We start from the raw sequence: 23,082 nt of genomic DNA, 5'->3' as shown, positions 1-23,082 counted from the left end.
CAATCTCTCCGAAAAGGCCCCATCTATCAAGCGCAAAAGGCCCAAAAATGCCGCATCGCGTGCTATAGATTGCCGCATCTTCTGGAGCGTTTTCGAGCGAAATCGGTAGCGGTTTCAGCCCAAGAAAACGAGGCAAAAACGGGAATTGTGATGTCAGAAACCCTGCAGACGGCGGCCCGTTCGGAAGCTGGCGAAAACCCGCTGCTCCGGCCGTGGCAGACGCCGTTCGAGACACCGCCCTTCAGCGAGATCCAGCCGGAACATTTCCTGCCCGCCTTCGAGCAGGCCTTTGCCGATCACGCCGCCGAGATCGCGGCGATCACCCATGATCCCTCAGTGCCGGACTTCGCCAACACCATCACGGCGCTGGAGCGCTCCGGCAAGCTGCTCGCGAAGGTCTCTGCCGTGTTCTACGACTTGGTCTCGGCGCACTCCAATCCGGCGATTCTCGAGATCGACAAGGAAGTCTCCTTGCGGATGGCGCGGCACTGGAACCCGATCATGATGAACGCGGTGCTGTTCGGCCGCATCGCGCTGCTGCACGAGAACCGCGCCACGCTCGGCCTGACCAGCGAGCAGATGCGGCTCCTGGAGCGCACCTACACCAATTTCTACCGCGCCGGCGCCGGCCTCGACGAGACTGCCAAGAAGCGCCGTGCCGAGATCAACGAGCGGCTGGCCCAGCTCGGCACCGCGTTCAGCCACCATCTGCTCGGCGACGAGCAGGACTGGTTCATGGAGCTCGGCGAGGATGACCGCGACGGCCTTCCGGAGGCCTTTATCGCTGCGGCCAAGGCCGCCGCTGAAGAGCGCGGCATGGCGGGCAAGGCGATCGTGACACTGTCGCGCTCCTCGGTCGAGCCGTTCCTGAAGAGCTCCTCCCGCCGCGACCTGCGCGAGAAAGTCTTCAAGGCCTTCACCGCGCGGGGCGACAATGGCAACGCCAACGACAACAACGCCACCATCGTCGAGATCCTCGCGCTGCGCGAGGAGGCCGCCAGGATCATGGGCTTTCCGACCTACGCCGCCTACCGGCTGGAGGATTCCATGGCCAAGACGCCGGAGGCGGTGCGCAGCCTCCTGGAGCGGGTCTGGAAGCCGGCCCGGGAGCGGGCGCTCGCCGACCGCGACGCCCTGCAGGCGCTGATCGCGGAGGAGGGCGGCAACTTCGCGCTGGCGCCGTGGGATTGGCGCTACTACGCCGAAAAGCTGCGGCAGCGGCGGGCCGATTTCGACGATGCAGCTATAAAGCCCTATCTGGTGCTCGACCACATGATCGAGGCCGCCTTCGACTGCGCCACCCGCCTGTTCGGGATCACCTTCTCGGAGCGCAAGGACATCCCGGTCTGGCATCCGGATGTCCGGGTCTGGGAGGTCAAGGACGCCGCTGGCAAGCACAAGGCGCTGTTCTATGGCGATTACTTCGCCAGGCCCTCAAAGCGCTCCGGCGCCTGGATGACCTCGCTGCGCGACCAGCAGAAGCTCGACGTCGAGGTCGCGCCGCTGATCATCAATGTTTGCAACTTCGCCAAGGGCGCCGACGGCCAGCCGTCGCTGCTGTCGCCGGACGACGCGCGCACCCTGTTCCACGAGTTCGGCCACGGCCTGCACGGCATGCTGTCGAATGTGACTTATCCCTCGCTGTCGGGGACATCCGTGTTCACCGACTTTGTCGAGTTGCCCTCACAGCTCTACGAGCACTGGCAGGAGCAGCCGCAGGTGCTGCGGCAGTTCGCCAAGCACTACCAGACCGGCGAGCCGCTGCCGGACGACCTGCTGCAGCGCTTCCTCGCCGCGCGAAAATTCAACCAGGGCTTTGCCACCGTGGAGTTCGTCTCCTCGGCGCTGATCGATCTCGAATTCCATACCCAGCCGGCCGCCGCCAGCCGCGACGTGGCTGCGTTCGAAAAGGCGGAGCTGGAGAAGATCGGCATGCCCGCCGAAATCGCGCTGCGGCACCGGCCGACCCAATTCGGCCACATCTTCTCCGGCGATCATTACGCATCGGGCTACTACAGTTACATGTGGTCGGAAGTGATGGACGCCGACGCCTTCGGCGCATTCGAGGAGGCCGGCGACATCTTCGATCCCGCGGTGGCAAAACGCCTGCACGACGACATCTATTCGTCGGGCGGCTCGCGCGACCCCGAGGACGCCTATGTCGCCTTCCGCGGTCGCGAGCCGGAGGCCGACGCGCTGTTGCGCCGTCGCGGCCTGCTCGAAGCAACACCGGCGGCCTGATTAGCTGGCGCTGCTTCAACGAGTCGTCGCTGCGACGCAAGGACCTAACCCCTGATGTTCGTTGTGAAGGAAAAGCCTTTGCCACACTGCAAAAATGAGACAGCACAGCATATGGGTCCCCGCTTTCGCGGGCGCGTGTTGCGGGCACTGTTCGTATTGTTCGGCTTGATCGTCGCGTTGTCGCTCGGCACGGCCGCGGCCGAGGCCCACCCCCATGTCTGGATCACCGCCAGGAGCGAGGTGGTCTACGCGCCTGACGGCGCGATGACGGGTGTGCGCCACGCCTGGACGTTCGATGACATGTTCTCGACATACGCACTGCAGGGTGTCGCGACCAAGACCAAGGGCGTCTACACCCGTGAGGAACTGGCGCCGCTGGCACAGACCAATGTCGAGTCGCTGAAGGACTTCGCCTATTTCACCTTCGCCAAAGCCGACGGCAAGAAGGCGAAATTCAACGAGCCGGTCGACTATTACCTCGAATACAAGGACAGCGCGCTGACGCTGCATTTCGTGCTGCCGCTGAAGGCGCCGGCGACATCGAAGCAGTTGGCGCTGGAAGTATTCGATCCCTCTTACTTCATCGACTTCAAGTTCGACGACAAGGACCCGATCAAGCTGATCGGTGCGCCCGCCGCCTGCCAGATGCAATTCCAGCGGCCGAACGACGAGACCGCCAACACCCAGCGCCTGAACGAGCAGAATTTCATGAACGGCGACAATTCCAACTATGGCGTGATGTTCGCCAACAAGATCATGGTGAACTGCCCGTGAGGCGGATGCTCCCCCCAAGCTTCGCGCGAGGTATCGCAATCACGGCCGCGGTGATCGCGGCCGTTGTGGTTTTCGATGCTGCCTTGCATGCGCTGATGGCGCAGAATCCGTTCGGCGGTCCGCGGCCCGCCGCCGAGCCGCAGGTCAGCGGCGTGATCGGATGGATTTTGGCCAAGCAATCCGAATTCTACCGCGAAATGTCCGCCACAATCCGCGCGGCGAAATCGGATGGCAGCGCGGTCTGGACGCTGCTCGGAATCTCCTTTGCTTACGGCATTTTTCATGCCGCCGGCCCCGGCCACGGCAAGGCGGTGATCTCGTCCTATCTTGTCGCCAACGAGGAGACCGCACGGCGCGGCATCGTGCTGTCGTTCGCCTCGGCGTTCTTGCAGGCGCTGGTGGCGGTGGCGATCGTGGCCGTGTTCGCCTGGCTGCTGTCTTCCACTGCCAAGACGATGTGCAGCGCGGAGAAGGCGATCGAGATCGTCAGCTACGCCCTGATCGCGGCCTTGGGCGCCCGGCTGGTCTGGACCAAGGGTGGCGGTTTTATGCGCGCGTTGCAGGCGAAGCCGGCGGTAGCGATGGCGGCGGCCACGGCTCATCATCACGATCATGATCACGGCCATGCGCATCACCATCGTCATGACCCTGGCTCTCACCACGACCATGGACATGACCATGATCACGGCCATGGCCATGTTCATGACGAGCATTGCGGGCACTCGCATGGGCCGACGCCGGATCAGCTCGCCGGCCCCGGCGGCTGGCGGCGCGGTTTGGGGACGATCTTTGCCGTGGGCATGCGGCCCTGCTCGGGTGCCATTCTGGTTCTGGTATTCTCGCTGGCGCAGGGCCTGTTCCTGGCCGGCATCGCCGCGACTTTTGTGATGGGGCTCGGTACCGCGATCACGGTCGCAACCATTGCAGTGATTGCCGTATCGGCGAAAGGTCTGGCAAAACGGCTGAGCGCCGGGCGCGAGGGCGGCGGTGCGCTGATCATGCGCGGCATCGAGTTCGGCGCCGCCGGTCTGGTGCTGTTGTTCGGCCTCGGCTTGTTGTTCGGCTACCTCGCCGCCGAACGCGCGACGTGTTTGTGAGCGTAGCCCGGATGGAGCCAACGGGTCGCGCGAACGCGCGCCCGATGACAGGCTCCGCGCAATCCGGGGCCGTAGAGCGCGCGGGCCAATCATTCCCGGATTGCGCTACGCTCCATCCGGGCTACGGAAAATCGAACACCCCAAAGGTATAGCCGGGAATCCCCATGTCACGCGAGCAATTCTGGTTCTTCCACCCGTTCCGGGTGCGCTATTCCGAAATCGACGGCCAGGGCGTCGTCTTCAACGCGCATTACCTGACCTACTTCGACACCACCATCACCGAATATTTTCGCGCGCTCGGCTATGACCAATATGCCGACGCCAAGAAATCCGGCGTCGATTTCCACGTCGTCAAATCCGTCATCGAATACAAGGCGCCGGTCCGGTTCGACTGGGAGCTCGATGTCGGCGCCCGCGTCGCGCGAATCGGCAATTCGAGCCTGACCTTCGAGCTCGCGATTTTCCTCAAAGGCGGCAGTGACGCACTCGTGACCGGCGAGATCGTCTGGGTCAACACTGATCAGAAAACCCATCGCCCGGCCCCGATATCAAAGGAGATTCGCAACCTGATCGCGACGCGGGAGCGGCATCTGGGCTGAGCCGAGTCGTATCGACAATTGTAGGGCGGGCAAAGGCGCGATAGCGCCGTGCCCACCGTCTATCACCGAGCACGGTGGGCACGCTGTCGCTTTGCCCTCCCTACAGCTCCGCCAACTGATTTGCCGCGCTCGCAAGCGAAAATTCAATGCGCGGCTGCGGCCAATTGGCACGACGGGCAAATCACTTCTGATTTTCCGAAATCGTGTCAAGCCCGGCAATCAAAAATATTTCGCTTAACTTGTAGCGCAAATCATCTGCATAACTCCGCCCGTCTCACGGCAGATGAGGGGCGCTCGCGATCGTCACGAACGTGCGGTGAGATGCGGTGGACGCTGAATGCGCAAGACGTACGCGCAGGAAGCGTACGGCGAAGTCGTGTGGTCCTGGCGCCGCGGTGCTGGCGTTAAGTCCTTTGGAAGCGAAGCTTCTCGGGGGCGACGGTGGCAAAGAGCCGTTCTCCGGGGAGAGCTCGAAGTAAGCCGTAAAGCCATTGCGCAGGGCAGGCCGGGATGCTCCCGCTGTACCTGTATGCTCGTGTGCGCGTTCTTAGTGCGCAAATTGCACACGAGACCGCGGGTGCGGCGCGCACCCGGTCTTCCCTGCGCCCTCTGATTGGAGAGGGCGGGAAGTCAGTAGCAAAGCTCGGGCGCAATACGCCGCGAGATCGCGAAGCTGTATACACCGTCATTACGAGGAGCGAAGCGACGAAGCAATCCATAGATCCGTTATGCTGCGCAATGGATTGCTTCGCTTCGCTCGCAATGACGTAGTTGGGCCGCGGTGTCCTGACTGCAGCACCCTGAAGTCGAGAAGAGAATGACGGCCAACCCCACCCTAAACCGGCAAGTACCCCTTGATCGCCGGCAAAAAGAAAATCGCGATGTTGATCGCAAACCCCAGGCTCCAGAGAATCGAGCGCAGCGTTGGGCGGTTGCCGAGATAGGTGAAGACGTAGGCGATCCGCACGATCAGGAAGAGAATCGCGAGTTCGTCGATCAGGCGCTGCGGCCCGAGCCGAAATTCCGCCAGCAGCACGGCGACTGCAAAGAACGGAAAGGCCTCGATGCCGTTTTGATGCGCGCCGAGTGCGCGGGCGCGGATCGGGTCCTGGTAGAAGGCGGGATCGCGCGGCTTGGCATTGTCAAAACGGCCGTAGGCGGCCCATTTGACCGATGCGATCGTCAGCAAGTACAGCAGCACCGTTCCGAAAACGCACCATTCGGCGATCGTCATGGTTCCTCCCCGCGCACGCGCGCCCAGCCGCCATTTGGAAAGCGTAGCGAACCGGCGGTTATCTTGACAAGGATCGTGCAACGCGCGAAGCCATCGAAATCATGACCGTGGTCGCCCCCCTTGGCAACGCGACGCCTGTGCCGGCAGCCCAGCCGCAACGGATCGGCGTGCTGCTGGTCAATCTCGGTACGCCCGACACCGCTGATGCCCAGGGGGTGCGGGTCTATCTGAAGGAATTCCTCTCCGACCCCCGCGTGATCGAGGATCAGGGCCTCGTCTGGAAATTGATCCTCAACGGCATCATCCTGCGGGTGCGTCCGGCCAGAAAGGCGCGCGATTACCAGAAGATCTGGAACACCGAGAGAGGCGAATCCCCGCTCAAGACCATCACACGGTCGCAGGCCGAAAAGCTCGCGGCGGCGATCGCCGATCGCGAGCATGTCGTGGTCGACTGGGCGATGCGCTATGGCAACCCATCGATCCGCTCGCGCATCGATGTGCTGGCTGCGCAGGGCTGTGATCGCTTGCTGGTGGTGCCGCTCTATCCGCAATATTCCGCGGCGACCTCGGCAACCGTCTGCGACGAGGTGTTTCGCGCGCTCGCCGATATGCGCGCGCAGCCGACGCTGCGGGTGAGCCCGCCTTACTATGACGATCCCGGTTACATCGAAGCGCTCGCCGTCTCGATGTCAGCGCATCTGGCCAGCTTGTCGTTCCAGCCCGAACTGATCGTGGCGTCGTTTCATGGCATGCCGCAGAAATATGTCGACAAGGGCGATCCCTATTACGCCCAGTGCGTCGCAACGACGGAAAGCTTGCGCAAGCGGTTGGGCCTTGATGCCGCCAAGCTGGTCCTGACATTTCAATCGCGCTTCGGCAGCGACGAGTGGCTGCAGCCCTACACCGATAAGACCATCGAAAAATTGGCGAAAGATGGCGTGAAACGCATTGTGGTGGTGACGCCGGGCTTCTCCGCCGATTGCCTGGAGACGCTGGAGGAGATCGCGCAGGAAAACGCCGAGATTTTCAAGCATAATGGCGGCGAACAGTTTTCAGCGATTCCCTGCCTGAACGACAGCGAGCCCGGCATGGACGTCATCCGCCAACTCGTTTTGCGCGAGCTTCAAGGCTGGATTTAGCCACCTCAACAACCAACGCGCTGTTCGGAGCCAAGAACATCTGGTGGCCCGCAAACCGTTCCCTAGCTATATAGCCATAACTGAGAACAGTCGGCTGAACCGGCGCCGCGCCGTTGCAGACAGAATGACAGATCGCGCCGGGCAACGCACTTGCCGGCTTTGGAGGGACTTTATGAGTGGCTTCGACATTTTCGCGATTGCCTTTGTTCTACTTGTCATTGCCACATTGTTCGCGGGCGTCAAAACGGTGCCGCAGGGCTATGACTGGACAATCGAGCGGTTCGGTAAATACACGCGCACGCTGTCGCCGGGATTAAACCTCATCATTCCCTATTTCGACCGCGTCGGCCGCAAGATGAACATGATGGAGCAGGTGATCAATATTCCCGAGCAGGAGGTGATCACCAAGGACAACGCCACCGTGACGGTGGACGGGGTCGCGTTCTTCCAGGTGTTCGACGCCGCGAAAGCGAGCTACGAGGTCGCCAATCTCGAGCAGGCCATCATCGTTTTGACCATGACCAACATCCGCTCGGTGATGGGCTCGATGGACCTCGACCAGGTGCTGTCGCACCGCGACGAGATCAACGAGCGCCTGCTGCGCGTGGTCGATGCGGCCGTCTCGCCATGGGGGCTCAAGGTCAACCGCATCGAGATCAAGGACATCGTGCCGCCGGCCGACCTGGTCGAGGCGATGGGCCGGCAGATGAAGGCCGAGCGCGTCAAGCGCGCCGACATTCTGCAGGCCGAGGGCCAGCGCCAGTCGGAAATTCTCCGTGCCGAGGGCGCCAAACAGGGCCAGATTTTGCAGGCCGAAGGCCGCCGCGAAGCCGCATTCCGCGACGCCGAAGCGCGCGAGCGCCTAGCTGAAGCCGAAGCCAAGGCGACACAGATGGTCTCCGAATCGATCGCCAAGGGCGATGTCGCAGCGCTGAACTATTTTATCGCCGACAAGTACATCAAGGCATTCGGACAGTTCGCGGATTCGCCGAACCAGAAGATCCTGATGATTCCGCTGGAAGCAACTTCCGTGCTGTCCTCGCTCGCCGGCATCGGCGAGATCGCCAAGGCGACGTTTGGCGAGAGCGCTGCTTCCGCTGCGGCCGCGGCACGGCGAACATCATCGGTTCCGAACGCCGGCCCAACCCCGCCGCCGGTCGCGCCGCAGCGGTGAGAGCTTGATCTGGAAGATTGATTAGAGGTTCGTGTCATGACCGAGATGTTTTCGATGTTAGGCACCTGGAATTGGCTGATCTTCGGCTTCGTCCTGATGGCGCTCGAATTGCTTGCGCCGGGTGTCTTCATGTTCTGGCTTGGGCTCGCGGCGTTACTGGTCGGGCTCGTGTCGTTTGCGATCAGCCCGTCCTGGCAGACGCAACTCCTGATGTTTGCGGTGTTCGCGGTTGCCGCGGTCCCTGCGTGGCGGCACTTTGCGCGCAGCGAGGGAAGCCGCAGCCTGAGCAATCCGTTTCTCAACAACCGGACCAAGGCGCTGATCGGCCGGGAATTCACGCTGGAAAAGCCGATCGTCGACGGCACCGGCACCGTGCGGATCGACGATACGATCTGGCGCGTCGCCGGCCCCGACGCTCCGGCCGGCAGCCGCGTCAGGGTCGTACAGGTCGATGGCGCCAGCCTGACGGTGGCGGCGGCTTAGTTCGCGGCGAACGGCGCGTTGTTTCGTGGCGCGGCCGGCTTCGCATGAGCACTCTCTTGCATCTTGCTACAAATAATGTAGCGTGGCGCTACGCTATTCGTAGCACAGGAGTTGGCCATGTCACAGACCGCACCGCGCATTGCGCCGCTTGAGCCGCCTTATGCACCTGACATTGCCGAGCAGTTCGACCGCATCATGCGCGGCGCGCCGCCGCTGCTGCTGTTTCGCGTCATGGCGGGCAACGCGCGGGCCTGGGAGAAATTCCGCGCCGGCAGCCTGCTGGATCGCGGGCCGCTCAGTTTGCGGGAGCGCGAGATCGTCATCGACCGCACCTGCGCGCGAACGGGCTGCGAGTACGAATGGGGGGTGCATGTCACGACGTTCGCGGAAACCGCGCATCTGACGGAAGAGCAGGTCCGCGCCACTGTGCTCGGCGCCGCCACCGACGCATGCTGGTCGCCGGCAGAGCAGGCCCTGATCGCTGCGGTCGATGCGCTGCACGAGCGCGCCACACTTGAGGACGCCGAATTCGCGGCGCTGTCGGCGCATTACGACGATGCGAAAATATTCGAGATCATCCTGCTGTGCGGATTCTATCGCACCGTGTCGTATCTCGCGAACGGACTGGCGCTGCCGCTGGAGGAGAGCGCGGTGCGGTTTCCGAAGGCCTAACCCCGTCATTGCGAGCCAACAGGTCTCGCGAATGCGCGCCCGATGACAGGCTCCGCGAAGCAATCCATGTCGCCGCATAACGGATAGGTGGATTGCTTCGTCGCTGCGCTCCTCACAATGACGTGGAGAGCTTGGGCGCCAGCCTACGCCACGCCCGCGCGCAGGAAATCGTGCAGGTGCACGATGCCGATCGGCTTGCTGGCGTCGGTCACGATCAGCGTCGTGATCTTCGAGGAGTTGAGAATCTCCAGCGCCTCGCCGGCCAGCACGTCGCGGTCGATCGTCTTCGGATTCCTCGTCATCACCTCGTCGACGGTGGCCGACATGAGCTGCGGCCCCATGTGCCGGCGCAAATCGCCGTCGGTGACGATGCCGACGATGTGGCCGCGTGCATCGACGATGCCGACGCAGCCAAAGCCCTTGGACGTCATCTCGACCAGCGCCTCCGACATGCTGGTGCCGAGCGGCTTCAGCGGCACCGCGTCGCCGGTATGCATGAGGTCGCGGGTGTACTTCAACAGTGCGCCGAGCTTGCCGCCGGGATGCAGCACGCTGAAATCGACCGAGGTAAAGCCGCGGCCTTCCAATAGCGCGATCGCCAGCGCGTCGCCGAGCGCCAGCATCATCAGGGAAGAGGTGGTCGGCGCCAGATTGTGCGGGCAGGCCTCGCGCGCCTTCGGCAGCGTCAGCGCGACGTCGGAGGCCTTGGCCAGGGACGATTCGCGCTCCGCCGTCATGGCGATCACGGGAATGCGGAAGCGCTTGGCATAGGTGATCAGATTCTTCATCTCCGGCTGCTCGCCGGACCACGATAGCGCCAGGATCACGTCATCGGCGGTGATCATGCCGAGGTCGCCATGGCTCGCTTCGGCGGCATGTACAAAAAACGCCGGCGTGCCGGTGGAGGCGAATGTCGCGGCGACCTTGCGGCCGATATGGCCGGACTTGCCCAGACCAGTGACGATCAGCCGCCCGTTGGCGTTGCGGATGAGATCGGCAGCGGCGGCAAACGGTGCACGTAGATCGGACTGCAACGCCGCCGCGATCGCGGCGATCCCGCTGCCCTCGGCGTCGAGCGTGCGCAGCGCCGATTGGACGGCGGCATCAGCGGGATCGGAGCCGGAGGATTGTACCATCAGCGGATTCGGATTGGCCATGTCGGTCCCAGGGAGGAGGGGCTTCGCGCCCCGAACCCCTGCATAGCATGGGCCGTCCGGCGAAGCGACGCGGAGCTGCCGCCCTCAACGGCTCATTAACCATAATTGTTTTAACTCCATTAACGACGTGTTCCGCGAGCGCTCGGCGCGCGTCTATCAAGTATCTGTTTTTGTTGGGGTATATTTCATCGTGAGGGCGGGGCCAGCAGCCGGCCGGAACAGCCGCGCGCGCATCTTTCGCGCAGCCTTGCCGTGCCTTGCGCTGCTCGCCCTGACCGGAACCGCGGCGCAAGCGCAAATCCTCACGCCGGACCTGTTCAGCTCAAGGCGCACCAGCCAGATGACGCCGCCGGATTCGCCGCTGCGCCGGACGGCGGCAGAGGTGAACGATCCCCTCAATAATCCGAAGCTGCAGGAGGGCGACAAGCCCGCGCCGTCGCGGATCGGGCAAATCCCGAAATACGGCCTGCCGGCCGCGAGCGGCGCAGCCGACATCGGCTACGACTCGCTCAACCGCAAGCGCAAGAGACCGAAATATTATCCGGGGCAGGCGAAGCCGAAGCCGCCGGTCGGCCCCGGTAGTCCGCCGCCGCCGATTGCATCGAACACGCGGCTGCGGCTGTCGATTGCCCCATCGGAGTCGGCGCATAAAACCCCGATCCCGCCGGCGATGGCGGGAGCGGTGGTGGGACAGCCGCCGCGCAAGCGTCTCAGGATCGATGACGATCCGTTCGGCGCGGTCAGCGATTACGCCGGCAGCTTCCTGATCAAATCCGCGGTCGAATTCTCGGGCGGCTACGATACCAATCCCGGCCGGCTCGCCCCAGCGCAAGGCAAGCCGTTCTACGTGATCGCGCCGGAATTTTTGGCGATCTCCGATTGGGAGCGCCACGCGCTGGTGGCCGATCTCCGCGGCTCCTTCACCGGCTACGGCAGCAATCTCACGCCGAACGCGGACGGCACGCCACTGTCGGCGCCGCTCGACGTCGACCGGCCCAACTTCATCGGCCATGTCGACGGCCGGCTCGATGTCAGCCGCGACACAAGGCTGACCGCGCAAGGCCGGTTGTTCGTCTCGACCGACAATCCCGGCAGCCCGAACGTGCAGGCCGGCCTTGCCAGATATCCGATCTACACCACGGTCGGCACGACTATCGGCATTGACCAGAGCTTCAACCGGCTGCAGGTTTCCGCCGGTGCCACCGTCGATCGCACCGACTATACCAACTCAAAACTCACCGACGGCACGTCGACCACCAACGACGATCGGAACTTCAGCCAGTACGGCGGCGTCGGCCGCGTCAGCTACGATTTGAAGCCGGGCATAAAGCCGTTCGTGGAAGTGCAGGGCGACAGCCGCGTGCATGACGTCAGGCTAGACCGTGCCGGATTTGCGCGCGATTCCTCGGGCGGCTACGCCAAGGGCGGCACCAGCTTCGAATTCTCGCGGCTGTTGACCGGCGAAATCGCCGTCGGCTACGCCGCGCGCGACTATGTCGATCCGAGGCTCGATCGCCTGGAAGGCCTGCTCGTCTCGTCCTCGCTGGTCTGGACCGCAACGCCGCTGACGACGGCAAAATTCTATTCCGACACCACGATCACGGAGACCACGCTGCCGGGCACGTCGGGCGTGCTGACGCATGTATACACCGTCGAAGTCGACCACGACTTCCGCCGCTGGCTGACCGCGATCGGCAAGTTCACCTGGGGCTCGCTCGATTACCAGGGCAATCCCAGGCGCGACAAGATTTACATTCTGTCGGGCGAAGCCATCTACAAGATGAGCCGCAACGTCTGGCTCCGCGGCACGCTTCGGCGCGACTGGCTGGATTCGAATTTGCCGGGGAATAGCACGGCATCGACGGTGGTGATGCTGGGGGTGAGGCTGCAGCACTGAGGCGTCTGGATCTCCGCATGCGTTCCCCGGATGCTGCGCAGCACGAAGTGATGCGCTGCTGATCCGGGGTCCATGCAGGTGGCGCGACAGGTCCCGGCTCTGCGGAGCAGCGTTTCACGCTGCACCGCGTCCGGGACACGACATCATCGCCAACGTGATTACGTGTAGGGTTAGGACAAAGCCGCTTACTTCGGCAGCGTCGTCGATCCCATCAGATACTGATCGATCGCGCGCGCACAGAGGCGCCCTTCGCGGATCGCCCAGACCACCAGCGATTGGCCGCGGCGCATGTCGCCCGCCGAGAACACGTTGGGCAGCGAGGTCTGGTAGTCCTGTGTGTTGGCGCGGACGTTGCCGCGCTGGTCGAGGTCGACGCCGAGCGTCTTCAGCAAGCCTTCGTGCACGGGGTGCACGAAGCCCATGGCGAGCAGCACGAGCTGCGCTTCGAGCTCGAATTCGGTACCCGGGATCGGCTTGAACTTGTCGTCGACTTTCACGCTGTGCAGCTTCTGCACCTTGCCGTCGATGCCCGAAAACTTCTGCGTCAGCACCGCGTATTCGCGGATAGCCCCTTCGGCCTGGCTCGACGAGGTCCGCATTTTCAACGGCCAGTTCGGCCAGGTCACGCCCTTGTTCTCGTGCTCAGGCGGCGCCGGCATGATTTCAAGCTGAGTCACGGACTTTGCGCCCTGCCGAAGCGAGGTGCCGATGCAGTCCGAGCCGGTGTCACCGCCGCCGATCACGACGACATGCTTGCCACCGGCGAGAATTTCCTTCACGTCGCCGAGCGGCTCGGAGGAGACGCGGCGGTTCTGCTGCGGCAGGAAATCCATCGCGAAATGGATGCCGTCGAGGTCGCGGCCGGGGATCGGCAGATCGCGGCCGGCTTCAGCGCCGCCGGTCAGCGCCACGGCGTCATACTGGTTGAGCAGTTCGCGCGGATCGATCGCGCCTTGCGAGGTGCCGCCGATATGGACGCCGTAATGGAACGTCACGCCCTCAGCCTCCATCTGCGCCACGCGGCGGTCGATGATGTGCTTTTCCATCTTGAAGTCGGGAATGCCGTAACGAAGCAATCCGCCCGCCTTGGCGAACTTCTCATAGAGGTGGACGTCATGGCCGGCGCGCGCGAGCTGCTGCGCGCACGCCATCCCAGCCGGGCCCGACCCGACAACGGCAATCTTCTTGCCGGTCTTAACCGTGGGGATTTCCGGCTTGACCCAGCCATTCTCAAATGCGCGGTCCGCTATGGCGCATTCGATGGTCTTGATGGTGACTGGGTTGTCGTCGATGTTGAGCGTGCAGGACGCCTCGCACGGCGCCGGACAAATGCGGCCGGTGAACTCAGGGAAATTGTTGGTGGAGTGCAGGTTGCGCGAGGCTTCTTCCCAGTTGCCCTGATAGACGAGGTCATTGAAATCGGGGATCTGGTTATTGACCGGGCAGCCCGGCGTACCCGGCGCCACCGAGCCGGTGCCGTGGCAATACGGAATGCCGCAATTCATGCAGCGCGCGGCCTGGTCGCGCGTGTCTTTCTCGCTCAGTGGAATGACGAATTCGCGAAAATGCTGCAACCGCTCGGCGACCGGCGCATACTTGCGTTCGTTCCGATCTATCTCGAGGAAACCTGTGATCTTGCCCATTAAACCTGATGCCCCTGCATCTCTCGTTCGCATCTATCTATTTGTGTCACCCTCCGTCATTGCGAGGAGCGTCATCGACGAAGCAATCCAAGGTTCGGCTTGTGGTGCTATGGATTGCTTCGCTGCGCTCGCAATGACGGGCTCGTGTAGCTAAGCCCCGATTGCGATTTTCGGCTCGGCGTCGGCGTTCGCCTTCAATTCCTTCAGTGCGCGGCGGTATTCCACCGGCATCACCTTGCGGAATTTCGGTAGCCAGGCCTTCCAGTTCGCGAGGATCTCGGCGGCCCGTTTCGAGCCGGTCAGCTTGGCATGGCGCGTGATCAGTACGTGCAGCCGCTCGACGTCGGAGTCGAGCAGGTTCTGGAACACGTCGACCCGGCCATGCGCCTCGAGATCGCCGGAGTGGTGGTAGGTGCTGGCGTTGATCATCTCTTCCGAGAGCACCGGTTCCAGCTCGACCATCGACATATTGCAGAGCTTTGCGAAGTCGCCGGCCTCGTCCAGCACATAGGCGATGCCGCCGGACATGCCGGCCGCGAAGTTGCGGCCCGTCTTGCCCAGCACCACGACGATGCCGCCGGTCATGTATTCGCAGCAATGGTCGCCGGCGCCTTCGACGACCGCAATAGCGCCGGAGTTACGCACCGCAAAGCGTTCGCCGGCGATGCCGCGGAAGTAGCATTCGCCTTCGATCGCGCCGTACATCACCGTATTGCCGACGATGATGGATTCTTCCGGCACGATGCCGGAATTCCGCGGCGGCTTGACGATGATGCGGCCGCCCGACAGGCCCTTGCCGACATAGTCGTTGCCTTCGCCTTCGAGATCGAAAGTAACGCCCTTGGCAAGCCACGCGCCGAACGCCTGGCCGGCAGTGCCCTTCAAGCTGACGTGAATGGTGTCATGCGGCAATCCGGCGTGGCCGTAGATCTTCGCAACGGCCCCGGACAACATCGCGCCGGCGGAACGGTCGGTGTTGTTGATCTCTTCCTCGATTTTCACCGGTGCGCCGCGGTCGAGCGCGGCCTGCGCCTTCTCGATGAGGCGGCGATCGAGCACCTTCTCCAGATGATGGTTCTGGGCTTCGGCATGATAGATCTTCTGGCCGGGCAGCTCCTTCTGCCGCACGAACAGTTTTGAGAAATCGAGCCCCTTGGCCTTCCAGTGCGCCACCAGCGTCGACTGGTCAAGCATCTGGGTCTGACCGACCATCTCGTCGAACTTCCTGTAGCCGAGCTGTGCCATGATCTCGCGCACTTCTTCGGCGACGAAGAAGAAGTAGTTGATGACGTGCTCGGGCTGGCCGGTGAAGCGCTTGCGCAGCACCGGGTCCTGGGTCGCGACGCCGACCGGGCAGGTGTTGAGATGGCACTTGCGCATCATGATGCAGCCGGCCGCGATCAGCGGCGCGGTGGCGAAGCCGAATTCGTCCGCGCCCAAGAGCGCGCCGATCACAACGTCGCGCCCGGTACGGAAGCCGCCATCGACCTGGACCACGATGCGGCTGCGTAGCCGCTCGCGCACCAGCGTCTGGTGGGTTTCGGCAAGCCCGATTTCCCAAGGGCTGCCGGCGTGCTTGATCGAGGTGAGGGGGGAGGCGCCGGTGCCGCCCTCGAAGCCTGCGATGGTAACGTGGTCAGCGCGCGCTTTCGCTACGCCCGCGGCCACGGTGCCGACGCCGATTTCGGAGACCAGCTTGACCGAGACCTGACCGTCCGGATTGACGTTCTTGAGGTCGTAGATGAGCTGCGCCAGATCTTCGATCGAATAGATGTCGTGATGCGGCGGCGGCGAGATCAGGCCGACGCCGGGCGTCGAGTGCCGCACTCGCGCAATCGTCGCGTCGACCTTGTGGCCGGGCAATTGTCCGCCTTCGCCGGGCTTGGCGCCCTGCGCCATCTTGATCTGCATCATGTCGGAGTTGACGAGATACTCCGTCGTCACGCCGAACCGGCCGGAAGCGACCTGCTTGATTGCCGAGCGCATCGAATCGCCGTTCGGCATCGGCTTGAAGCGATCGGCCTCTTCGCCGCCCTCGCCGGTGTTGGACTTGCCGCCGATCCGGTTCATCGCGATCGCGAGCGTGGTGTGCGCCTCGCGCGAGATCGAGCCGAAGCTCATTGCGCCGGTCGCAAAACGCTTGACGATTTCGAAGGCCGGCTCGACTTGGTCGAGTTTCACCGGCTTGCGCTTCTCGTCCTCGGCGGTCTTGATCCGGAACAGGCCGCGCAGCGTTAATAGCCGCTCCGACTGCTCGTTGAGGATTTTTGCGAACGCCCGATAGCGCTCCTGCGAGTTGCCGCGCACGGCATGCTGTAGCGTTGAAACCGACTCGGCCGTCCAGGCATGGTCTTCGCCGCGGGTACGGTAGGCGTATTCGCCGCCGACATCGAGCGCGGTCTTGTAAACCTGCGCGTCGCCGAACGCGTCCGTATGGCGCCGCACCGTTTCCTCGGCGATTTCGACCAGGCCCACGCCCTCGATGCGGGTGTGGGTGCCGGCAAAATACTTGGCGACGAAATCGGCCTTCAGCCCGACGGCATCAAAGATCTGCGCGCCGCAATAGGACTGGTAGGTCGAGATGCCCATCTTGGACATCACCTTCAACAGGCCCTTGCCGATCGACTTGATGTAGCGCTTGACGATCTCATGGTCGTCAAGCGCGCCGGGTAGGCGATCCTTCATCGCGATGATGGTTTCGAACGCGAGATACGGATTGATCGCCTCGGCGCCGTAGCCGGCCAGGCACGCGAAATGATGCACCTCGCGCGGCTCGCCGGACTCGACGACGATGCCGACCGAGGTGCGCAAGCCGGTGCGGATCAGGTGATGATGCACGGCGGCACAGGCGAGCAGCGAGGGGATCGGAATCCGGTCCGAGCCCGCCATGCGGTCCGACAGGATGATGATGTTGACGCCTTCGCGCACCGCGCCTTCGGCGCGCGCGCAGAGCTCGTCGAGCACCTGCTCCATTCCCGCTGCGCCGAAGCCGGCATGGAAGGTGGTGTCGAGCGTGCGCGATTTGAAATGGGTATCAGCGACATCGGAGATCGAGCGGATCTTTTCCAGATCCGCATCGGTCAGGATCGGTTGCCGCACCTCGAGCCGCTTGGTCGAGGCCATGCCCTGCAGGTCGAACAGATTCGGCCGCGGCCCGATGATCGAGACGAGGCTCATGACGAGCTCCTCGCGGATCGGGTCGATCGGCGGGTTGGTGACCTGCGCGAAGTTCTGCTTGAAATAAGTGAACAGCGGCTTCGGCCGGTCCGACAGCGCCGAGATCGGCGTATCGTTACCCATCGAGCCGGCGGCTTCCTCGCCGGTGGCCGCCATCGGCGTCATCAGGATATTGATGTCTTCCTGCGAATAGCCGAACGCCTGCTGCCGGTCGAGCAGCGGCAGGTTCGAACGCATGCCCTTGACGGGCGCATCGGGCAATTCCTCCAGCACGAGCTGGGTGCGATGCAGCCAGTCGCTGTAGGGATGGCTCCTGGCCAGCGTCGCCTTGATCTCGTCGTCGGGAATGAGACGTCCCTGTTCGAGGTCGACCAAAAGCATCTTGCCCGGCTGCAACCGCCACTTGGTGACGATCTCATCCTCCGGAATCTTCAGCACACCCATTTCGGACGCCATCACGATGCGGTCGTCCCTGGTAACGAGATAGCGCGCGGGACGGAGTCCGTTGCGGTCGAGCGTGGCGCCGATCTGGCGGCCGTCGGTGAACGCGATCGCGGCGGGGCCGTCCCACGGCTCCATCAGGGCTGCGTGATATTCGTAGAAGGCGCGACGCTGCTCATCCATCAGCGGATTGCCGGCCCACGCTTCCGGAATCATCATCATGACAGCGTGCGGTAGCGAGTAGCCGCCCTGCACCAGGAATTCGAGCGCATTATCGAAGCAGGCGGTGTCGCTCTGGCCTTCGTAGGAGATCGGCCAGAGGCGGCTGATGTCCTTGCCGTAGAGCTCCGAGTGAACGGAAGCCTGGCGCGCCGCCATCCAGTTGACGTTGCCGCGCAGCGTGTTGATTTCGCCGTTGTGGGCGATCATCCGGTACGGATGCGCCAGCGACCAGGTCGGGAAGGTGTTGGTCGAGAAGCGCTGATGCACCAGTGCCAGCGCGCTCTCGAAATCCTCTTCGTGCAGATCGGGATAGTACTTGCCGAGCTGGTCGGCGAGGAACATACCTTTGTAGATCACGGTGCGGCACGACAGCGAGACCGGGTAATAGCCGGCCATGCCGCGGTCGCGGCGCTGGTAGATCGCCTGCGAGATCGACTTGCGCAGAATGTAGAGCCTGCGCTCGAACTCCTCCTCGGTTTTTGCCGTGCCGTTGCGGCCGATGAACACCTGCATGTGATAGGGCTCGGTCGGCTTGACGGTTTCGCCGAGCGAAGCGTTGTCGGACGGCACGTCGCGCCAGCCGAGCAGTACGAGGCCTTCTTCCTTGATCTGTTCGGCGATGATGCTCTGGATCACCTTTCGCCACGCCGTCTCCTTCGGCATGAACAGCGCACCGATCGCGTAGTGGCCGGGCTCCGGCAGCTTGAAGCCGAGCTCGGCGGTCTTGCGTGCGAAGAAGGCATGCGGGATCTGCACCAGAATGCCGGCGCCGTCGCCGGCGCGCGGGTCGGCGCCGACAGCGCCGCGGTGCTCGAGGTTGCAGAGAATGCTGAGTGCGTCGGAAACGATCTGACGCGACTTCCGGCCCTTGATGTTGGCGATGAAGCCGACGCCGCAGGAATCCTTCTCCATGCCGAGGTCGTAAAGGCCCTCCGCCGGCGGGCGCCAGTCATGCTCGCGCCGGGAATCCTCAAGCAACGTGTCGGCCGGTTTCGAAGCCGCGGTCGCCGACAGGGTTTCTGTCACGATGTTTTCGCGCTCGAATTCCGACCCGCTCATCTCATTCCTCTCAAAAGGCTAAGGGCCTCACCGCATCGTCGGCGCACCTTGGACGCTTGCGGCACCCACCGGGCCACCGCTCGTCCGCCGCGAGCCGCAATTTCTTAAATTCAGGCTTGGGCGTTCAACGTCCCTGAGGAACGGCCTTGCCTGCACTGCCCTGGAGCTCGTGGCGCCACGGTTTCGTTGCAATCCCTGTGCCGGGACGGCTCCGCAATTGAGACAGTGATACTGTCCTAACTTCGACCATGCCAAATTTTTCTTTATCACACAAGCGCGTGAAAGTCCTCGCTTGCATGCGGATCGGCGCTTGGTGGCCCGGGGGAAAAGCCGCCCGCTGGAGTTTGCGGCAGCGGCGCCCCGATGCGGCCCAAGGACCGCCGGATTTCGCAATGAAATTCGCCCCGGGCCGTCTGGTGAGTGAGCAAAAATGCTCCGGCTACGGTCCGGAGGCTGCGGGGCTTACAGGAGCTTTCGGTGATGAAGTTGTTCACGGGATCTTTGGCGGCGGGACTGGTCCTTCTAGCGGGCGGCGCGCAGGCGCAGGTGCCCGGGCCTTATGAAATCGGGCGCTCACCATACAGGCCGGCATCGGATTTCGACGCTCCCTACGCGGTGGCACCGCAACCGGTTCCCGGGCCGTACTACGAGCCCGGACCGCGCTACGGAGCCGCGCCGCAATATGAATACGGTCCGGGACTGTTGCCGTCGACGGAAGTCTATTCCGTGCTGCGCGATAATGGATTCTTGCCGCTCGGTATCCCGAGGCTGCGCGGCTTCGTTTACACGATTGCGGCGCTCGAGCGCGGCGGCGAGGACGGCCGGCTGGTGATCGACGCACGCAACGGCCGGATTATCCGCTTCGTGCCGTCCCATCGCATGGGCGACAATTTCTACGAGGAGCACAGCGCGCTTCCGGGGGCTCCGCCGCCACAGGCCCACGCTCCGGCCACGCCCGCCAACGTCCAGGCCGCGCCGCGGCCGCAGCGGCCGGCCTCCCACGTGGCGAGCCGGGCGGTGCCGATGCCGAAGGCCAGTCCGGTCGCCGCCAAACCTGCACCGGCGCCGGTCCAGCAGGCTGCAGCGCCTGCACCGAAGCCGACCGAAGTTCAGGCGGCAGCTTCGCCGGCGGTGACGGGTTCGGTCCCGGCCAAGCCCGCCCCGCAGATCGCGCCGACGCAGGAGATGCCGCAGGTGCAGGCGCTGGAGTGAGGCACCTGTAGCCCGGATGGAGCGCAGCGCAATCCGGGATGACATTATCCGCTCGCGAAAGACCCCGGATTGCGCTGCGCTCCATCCGGGCTACCAAAACAAAACGCCCCGGGTGTCCCCGGGCGTTTTCTCATTGCAGTGAGCTATTCGTGCTGTCCGGCAGCGGCCAGGATCAGGTCGGCGACCTTGTCGGGCTGCGAGACCAGCGACAGGTGGCCGGCCTCCAGCTCGACCGTCGTGGCATTCATCCGCTTGGCCAGAAATCGCTCGAGGTCAGGATTGATGGTGTAGTCCTGCTTCGACACGGCATACCAGCTCGGCTTGCTGTGCCAGGCGGCTGCGGTGGTGCGGCCGGCGAAAATGGAAGCCGCGGTCGGCCATTGCACGGCGTACAGAACTTTCGCGGTCTTGGGGTCGACCCCGTTTGCGAAATACTTCAGGAACGCGTCCTCGGACAACGTGGTGAAGCCGTCATGTTCCTGGACGCCAGCCCGCGCCGGGCCGGCTGGAAATTTCTGCGAAAGCGCGACGAAATCCTCGCCGGCATCGGGCGCGCGCGCCGCGATATAGACGAGCCCCGTGACCTTCGGGTCGGTGCCGACTTCACTGATGACGGTTCCGCCCCAGGAATGCGCCACCAGCACTGTCGGGCCATCCTGTTCCGCCAGTGCGCGGCGCGTTGCGGCCACGGAATCTTCCAGCGAGGTCAGCGGATTCTGAACTGCGGTGACGTGAAGTCCCGCTGCCTGCAGCCGCGGAATGACTTTCGACCAGCTCGATCCATCGGCCCACGCGCCGTGCACCAGCACGACATTTTTCACTTTGAGCGGTGCTGCGGCCTGCGCCGGTGCCGCAAGAACCCCGAACGATCCCGCAAACACACTGGCGGCGAGCGCCGCAACGATCCGTAACTTTGTCATCGATCTCTCCTGATTTGATACGTCTGTTGAAGCGCTGGGTGCAAAGGTGAATACGTCGTCGAACTGCAAGCGTTACGCGTCTTGGCCCCGCGGGTGCCGGGGCACGCGGTCAAATAGTCGTTGCAGAAGCGGACATCATTTAAATTCGTTGTTAATGAGCGGAGCCGGATTGCGCGTCTTCGTCATGCGCGCACAAAAAAACGCCCCAGTTTCCCGGGGCGTTTTCGCGTTCAGCCAATACCGGCTGAACCTACCGTGTTACGCGGCGACCGAAGCGTCGACCACCTGCGGGGCCTGCGCGCCCGAATTGATCGGAATGCTGCGCGGCTTTTTGGCCTCGGGGATCTCGCGGACGAGGTCGACGTGGAGCAGGCCGTTCTCGAGCGAGGCGTTCTTCACCTGCACGAAATCGGCAAGCTGGAAGACACGTTCGAAGGCGCGTGCGGCGATACCGCGGTACAGCACTTCGGATTTGTCTTTGCCGTTCTCGTTGGCGGTCTTCTCGCCCTTGATCGTCAGCGTGTTTTCCTTCGCGACGATCGAAAGCTCGCCCTGCGAGAAGCCGGAAACCGCAACGCTGATGCGGTAGGCGTTCTCACCGGTGCGCTCGATGTTGTAGGGCGGATAACCGGGGCTGCCGTCGGAGGTCACCTGATCCAGTAGGTTGAAGAAGCGGTCGAAGCCGACGGTGGAACGATAAAACGGGGTGAGATCGTAGGTACGCATAGTGTAGTCCTCCATTGAGCGACTGTTGCAATTAACCCGCCCGCCATCGGGCCGGGCTTTGGTCCTGTGCAGCCTCAGGGTTGGGAGCCTTTGCTTCCGGTTCCGAAACACTGGTAGCGGCCTGCACGGAGATGATATGGGAGGGATGAAAAGGCGTTCAAGAGGGCCCAAAATGGCCGTTTTTGATGCTTCCCGACTTGATTTCCAGCCCCTCCTTACTAGCCGGTCCCCTCATGACGCTTGTCTCGATCCCTGCCAATCCGGTTCCGGAGGACGTCGTCTCGGGCACCATCAAGACGCCCGACGGCGCGGAATTGCGGTTCGCGCGTTGGGCCCCGCCGGCGGGCCGCAAGGGCACGGTCTGCGTCTTCACCGGGCGCAGCGAGCAGATTGAAAAATATTTCGAGACGGTGCGCGATTTGCGCGATCGCGGTTTTGCGGTGGCGATGATCGACTGGCGCGGCCAGGGGCATTCCTCGCGCCGCCTGCGCGACCCGCGCAAGGGCTATGTCCGCGACTTCTCCGATTTCGAGGTCGATGTCGAAACGTTCGTGCAGCAGGTGGTGCTGCCGGATTGTCCGCCGCCCTATTTCGCGCTGGCGCATTCGATGGGCGGCGCGGTCATGCTGCGGGTGGCGCATGCGGGGAAACGCTGGTTCGACCGCATGGTGCTGTCGGCGCCGATGATCGACCTGCCGGGGCGCACGACGTCATTTCCGACGCGGGCGCTGCTTCGGATCATGCGGCTGATGGGGCAGGGCGGCCGCTACGTGCCCGGCGGCGGCGATGCGCTGACTGGAACGGAATCCTTCATCAACAATCCCTTCACCAGCGATCCCGTGCGCTATGCCCGCAATGCCGCGATCCTGGAAGAAGATCCGACGCTCGGCATCGGCTCGCCGACGGTGGCCTGGGCCGATACCGCGTTCAGGGCAATGCATACCTTTCGCGGCGTGAACTACCCGTCCGAGATCCGCCAACCGATCCTGATGCTGGCCGCCAGCAACGACACCATTGTTTCCACCGCCGCGATCGAGGAATTCGCCTATCACCTGCGCGCCGGCTCGCATCTGGTCATCGCCGGCTCCAAGCACGAGATCCTGCAGGAGCAGGACCGCTATCGCTCGCAATTCTGGGCGGCGTTCGATGCGTTCGTCCCGGGGACGCCGCTGTTCAAGTGACTCGTCATTGCCGGGCTTGCCGTCTCCGCTAAAG

Annotated in this window: 17 protein-coding genes; 11 read left to right on the top strand and 6 right to left on the bottom strand. The window is 63.4% G+C overall.

Annotated features, from left to right (window positions below):
• The first annotated feature begins 150 nt into the window (after positions 1–150).
• From RX328_RS38765 to RX328_RS38750, 4 genes are all read left to right on the top strand, one after another.
• Positions 151–2,241 (top strand): M3 family metallopeptidase, encoded by a 2,091-nt coding sequence (locus tag RX328_RS38765; RefSeq protein WP_213247032.1) that lies wholly within the window; start codon positions 151–153, stop codon positions 2,239–2,241.
• Positions 2,242–2,352: 111 nt separating this feature from the next.
• Positions 2,353–3,015, top strand: a complete 663-nt coding sequence (locus RX328_RS38760) for a DUF1007 family protein (protein ID WP_213247034.1) — start codon at positions 2,353–2,355, stop codon at positions 3,013–3,015.
• Between the two features lie 5 nt (positions 3,016–3,020).
• On the top strand, positions 3,021–4,112 hold the full coding sequence (locus tag RX328_RS38755) for a nickel/cobalt transporter (protein WP_213247122.1): 1,092 nt from the start codon (positions 3,021–3,023) through the stop codon (positions 4,110–4,112).
• A 164-nt stretch (positions 4,113–4,276) separates the two neighbouring features.
• On the top strand, positions 4,277–4,711 hold the full coding sequence (locus RX328_RS38750) for an acyl-CoA thioesterase (RefSeq protein WP_213247036.1): 435 nt from the start codon (positions 4,277–4,279) through the stop codon (positions 4,709–4,711).
• Positions 4,712–5,546: 835 nt separating this feature from the next.
• Here RX328_RS38750 and RX328_RS38745 read toward each other — a convergent pair.
• Positions 5,547–5,945, bottom strand: coding sequence for an MAPEG family protein (locus RX328_RS38745; protein WP_213247817.1), 399 nt, complete (start codon positions 5,943–5,945; stop codon positions 5,547–5,549).
• A 101-nt stretch (positions 5,946–6,046) separates the two neighbouring features.
• Here RX328_RS38745 and hemH point away from each other — a divergent pair, with 101 nt between their 5' ends.
• The 4 genes from hemH (at position 6,047) to RX328_RS38725 (ending at position 9,413) form a co-directional block, all read left to right on the top strand.
• Positions 6,047–7,084: a ferrochelatase gene (gene hemH / locus RX328_RS38740; RefSeq protein ID WP_213247819.1), complete on the top strand. Its 1,038-nt coding sequence runs from the start codon at positions 6,047–6,049 to the stop codon at positions 7,082–7,084.
• A gap of 172 nt (positions 7,085–7,256) precedes the next feature.
• Positions 7,257–8,258, top strand: a complete 1,002-nt coding sequence (locus RX328_RS38735; protein WP_213247821.1) for an SPFH domain-containing protein — start codon at positions 7,257–7,259, stop codon at positions 8,256–8,258.
• Between the two features lie 36 nt (positions 8,259–8,294).
• Positions 8,295–8,741 carry an NfeD family protein gene (locus RX328_RS38730; protein WP_213247823.1) on the top strand — a complete coding sequence of 149 codons (447 nt, stop codon included), beginning with the start codon at positions 8,295–8,297 and terminating at the stop codon, positions 8,739–8,741.
• Between the two features lie 117 nt (positions 8,742–8,858).
• Entirely contained in the window at positions 8,859–9,413 is a 555-nt protein-coding gene (locus tag RX328_RS38725; protein WP_213247825.1) for a carboxymuconolactone decarboxylase family protein, read from the top strand.
• A gap of 143 nt (positions 9,414–9,556) precedes the next feature.
• Here the strand turns inward: RX328_RS38725 and RX328_RS38720 are convergent, their stop codons facing one another.
• Positions 9,557–10,570, bottom strand: coding sequence for an SIS domain-containing protein (locus RX328_RS38720; RefSeq protein ID WP_213247827.1), 1,014 nt, complete (start codon positions 10,568–10,570; stop codon positions 9,557–9,559).
• Between the two features lie 190 nt (positions 10,571–10,760).
• Between RX328_RS38720 and RX328_RS38715 the strand changes: the two genes are divergently transcribed.
• Positions 10,761–12,467: an outer membrane beta-barrel protein gene (locus RX328_RS38715; RefSeq protein ID WP_213247829.1), complete on the top strand. Its 1,707-nt coding sequence runs from the start codon at positions 10,761–10,763 to the stop codon at positions 12,465–12,467.
• Positions 12,468–12,652: 185 nt separating this feature from the next.
• Here the strand turns inward: RX328_RS38715 and RX328_RS38710 are convergent, their stop codons facing one another.
• Together RX328_RS38710 and gltB are read right to left on the bottom strand one after the other, a co-directional pair.
• Positions 12,653–14,110: a glutamate synthase subunit beta gene (locus RX328_RS38710; protein WP_213247831.1), complete on the bottom strand. Its 1,458-nt coding sequence runs from the start codon at positions 14,108–14,110 to the stop codon at positions 12,653–12,655.
• A 150-nt stretch (positions 14,111–14,260) separates the two neighbouring features.
• Positions 14,261–19,009, bottom strand: a complete 4,749-nt coding sequence (gene gltB, locus RX328_RS38705) for a glutamate synthase large subunit (RefSeq protein ID WP_213247833.1) — start codon at positions 19,007–19,009, stop codon at positions 14,261–14,263.
• Between the two features lie 480 nt (positions 19,010–19,489).
• Here gltB and RX328_RS38700 point away from each other — a divergent pair, with 480 nt between their 5' ends.
• Positions 19,490–20,221, top strand: a complete 732-nt coding sequence (locus RX328_RS38700; RefSeq protein WP_213247835.1) for a hypothetical protein — start codon at positions 19,490–19,492, stop codon at positions 20,219–20,221.
• 143 nt (positions 20,222–20,364) lie between these two features.
• Here RX328_RS38700 and RX328_RS38695 read toward each other — a convergent pair whose 3' ends face one another.
• Together RX328_RS38695 and RX328_RS38690 are read right to left on the bottom strand one after the other, a co-directional pair.
• The gene (locus RX328_RS38695; RefSeq protein ID WP_213247837.1) at positions 20,365–21,141 is read right to left on the bottom strand and encodes an alpha/beta fold hydrolase; all 777 of its coding nucleotides are present in this window, start codon (positions 21,139–21,141) and stop codon (positions 20,365–20,367) included.
• Positions 21,142–21,399: 258 nt separating this feature from the next.
• Positions 21,400–21,867: an Hsp20 family protein gene (locus tag RX328_RS38690; RefSeq protein WP_028350462.1), complete on the bottom strand. Its 468-nt coding sequence runs from the start codon at positions 21,865–21,867 to the stop codon at positions 21,400–21,402.
• 233 nt (positions 21,868–22,100) lie between these two features.
• Between RX328_RS38690 and RX328_RS38685 the strand changes: the two genes are divergently transcribed.
• Complete coding sequence (locus tag RX328_RS38685; protein ID WP_213247839.1) at positions 22,101–23,048, top strand: alpha/beta fold hydrolase; 948 nt, start codon at positions 22,101–22,103, stop codon at positions 23,046–23,048.
• The last annotated feature ends 34 nt before the right edge of the window (positions 23,049–23,082 follow it).

The sequence above is a fragment of the Bradyrhizobium sp. sBnM-33 genome, from assembly GCF_032917945.1.
Classification (GTDB): domain Bacteria; phylum Pseudomonadota; class Alphaproteobacteria; order Rhizobiales; family Xanthobacteraceae; genus Bradyrhizobium.
Note: the sequence above shows the minus strand (reverse complement) of the source record. Positions and strands in the feature narration are given on the sequence as shown.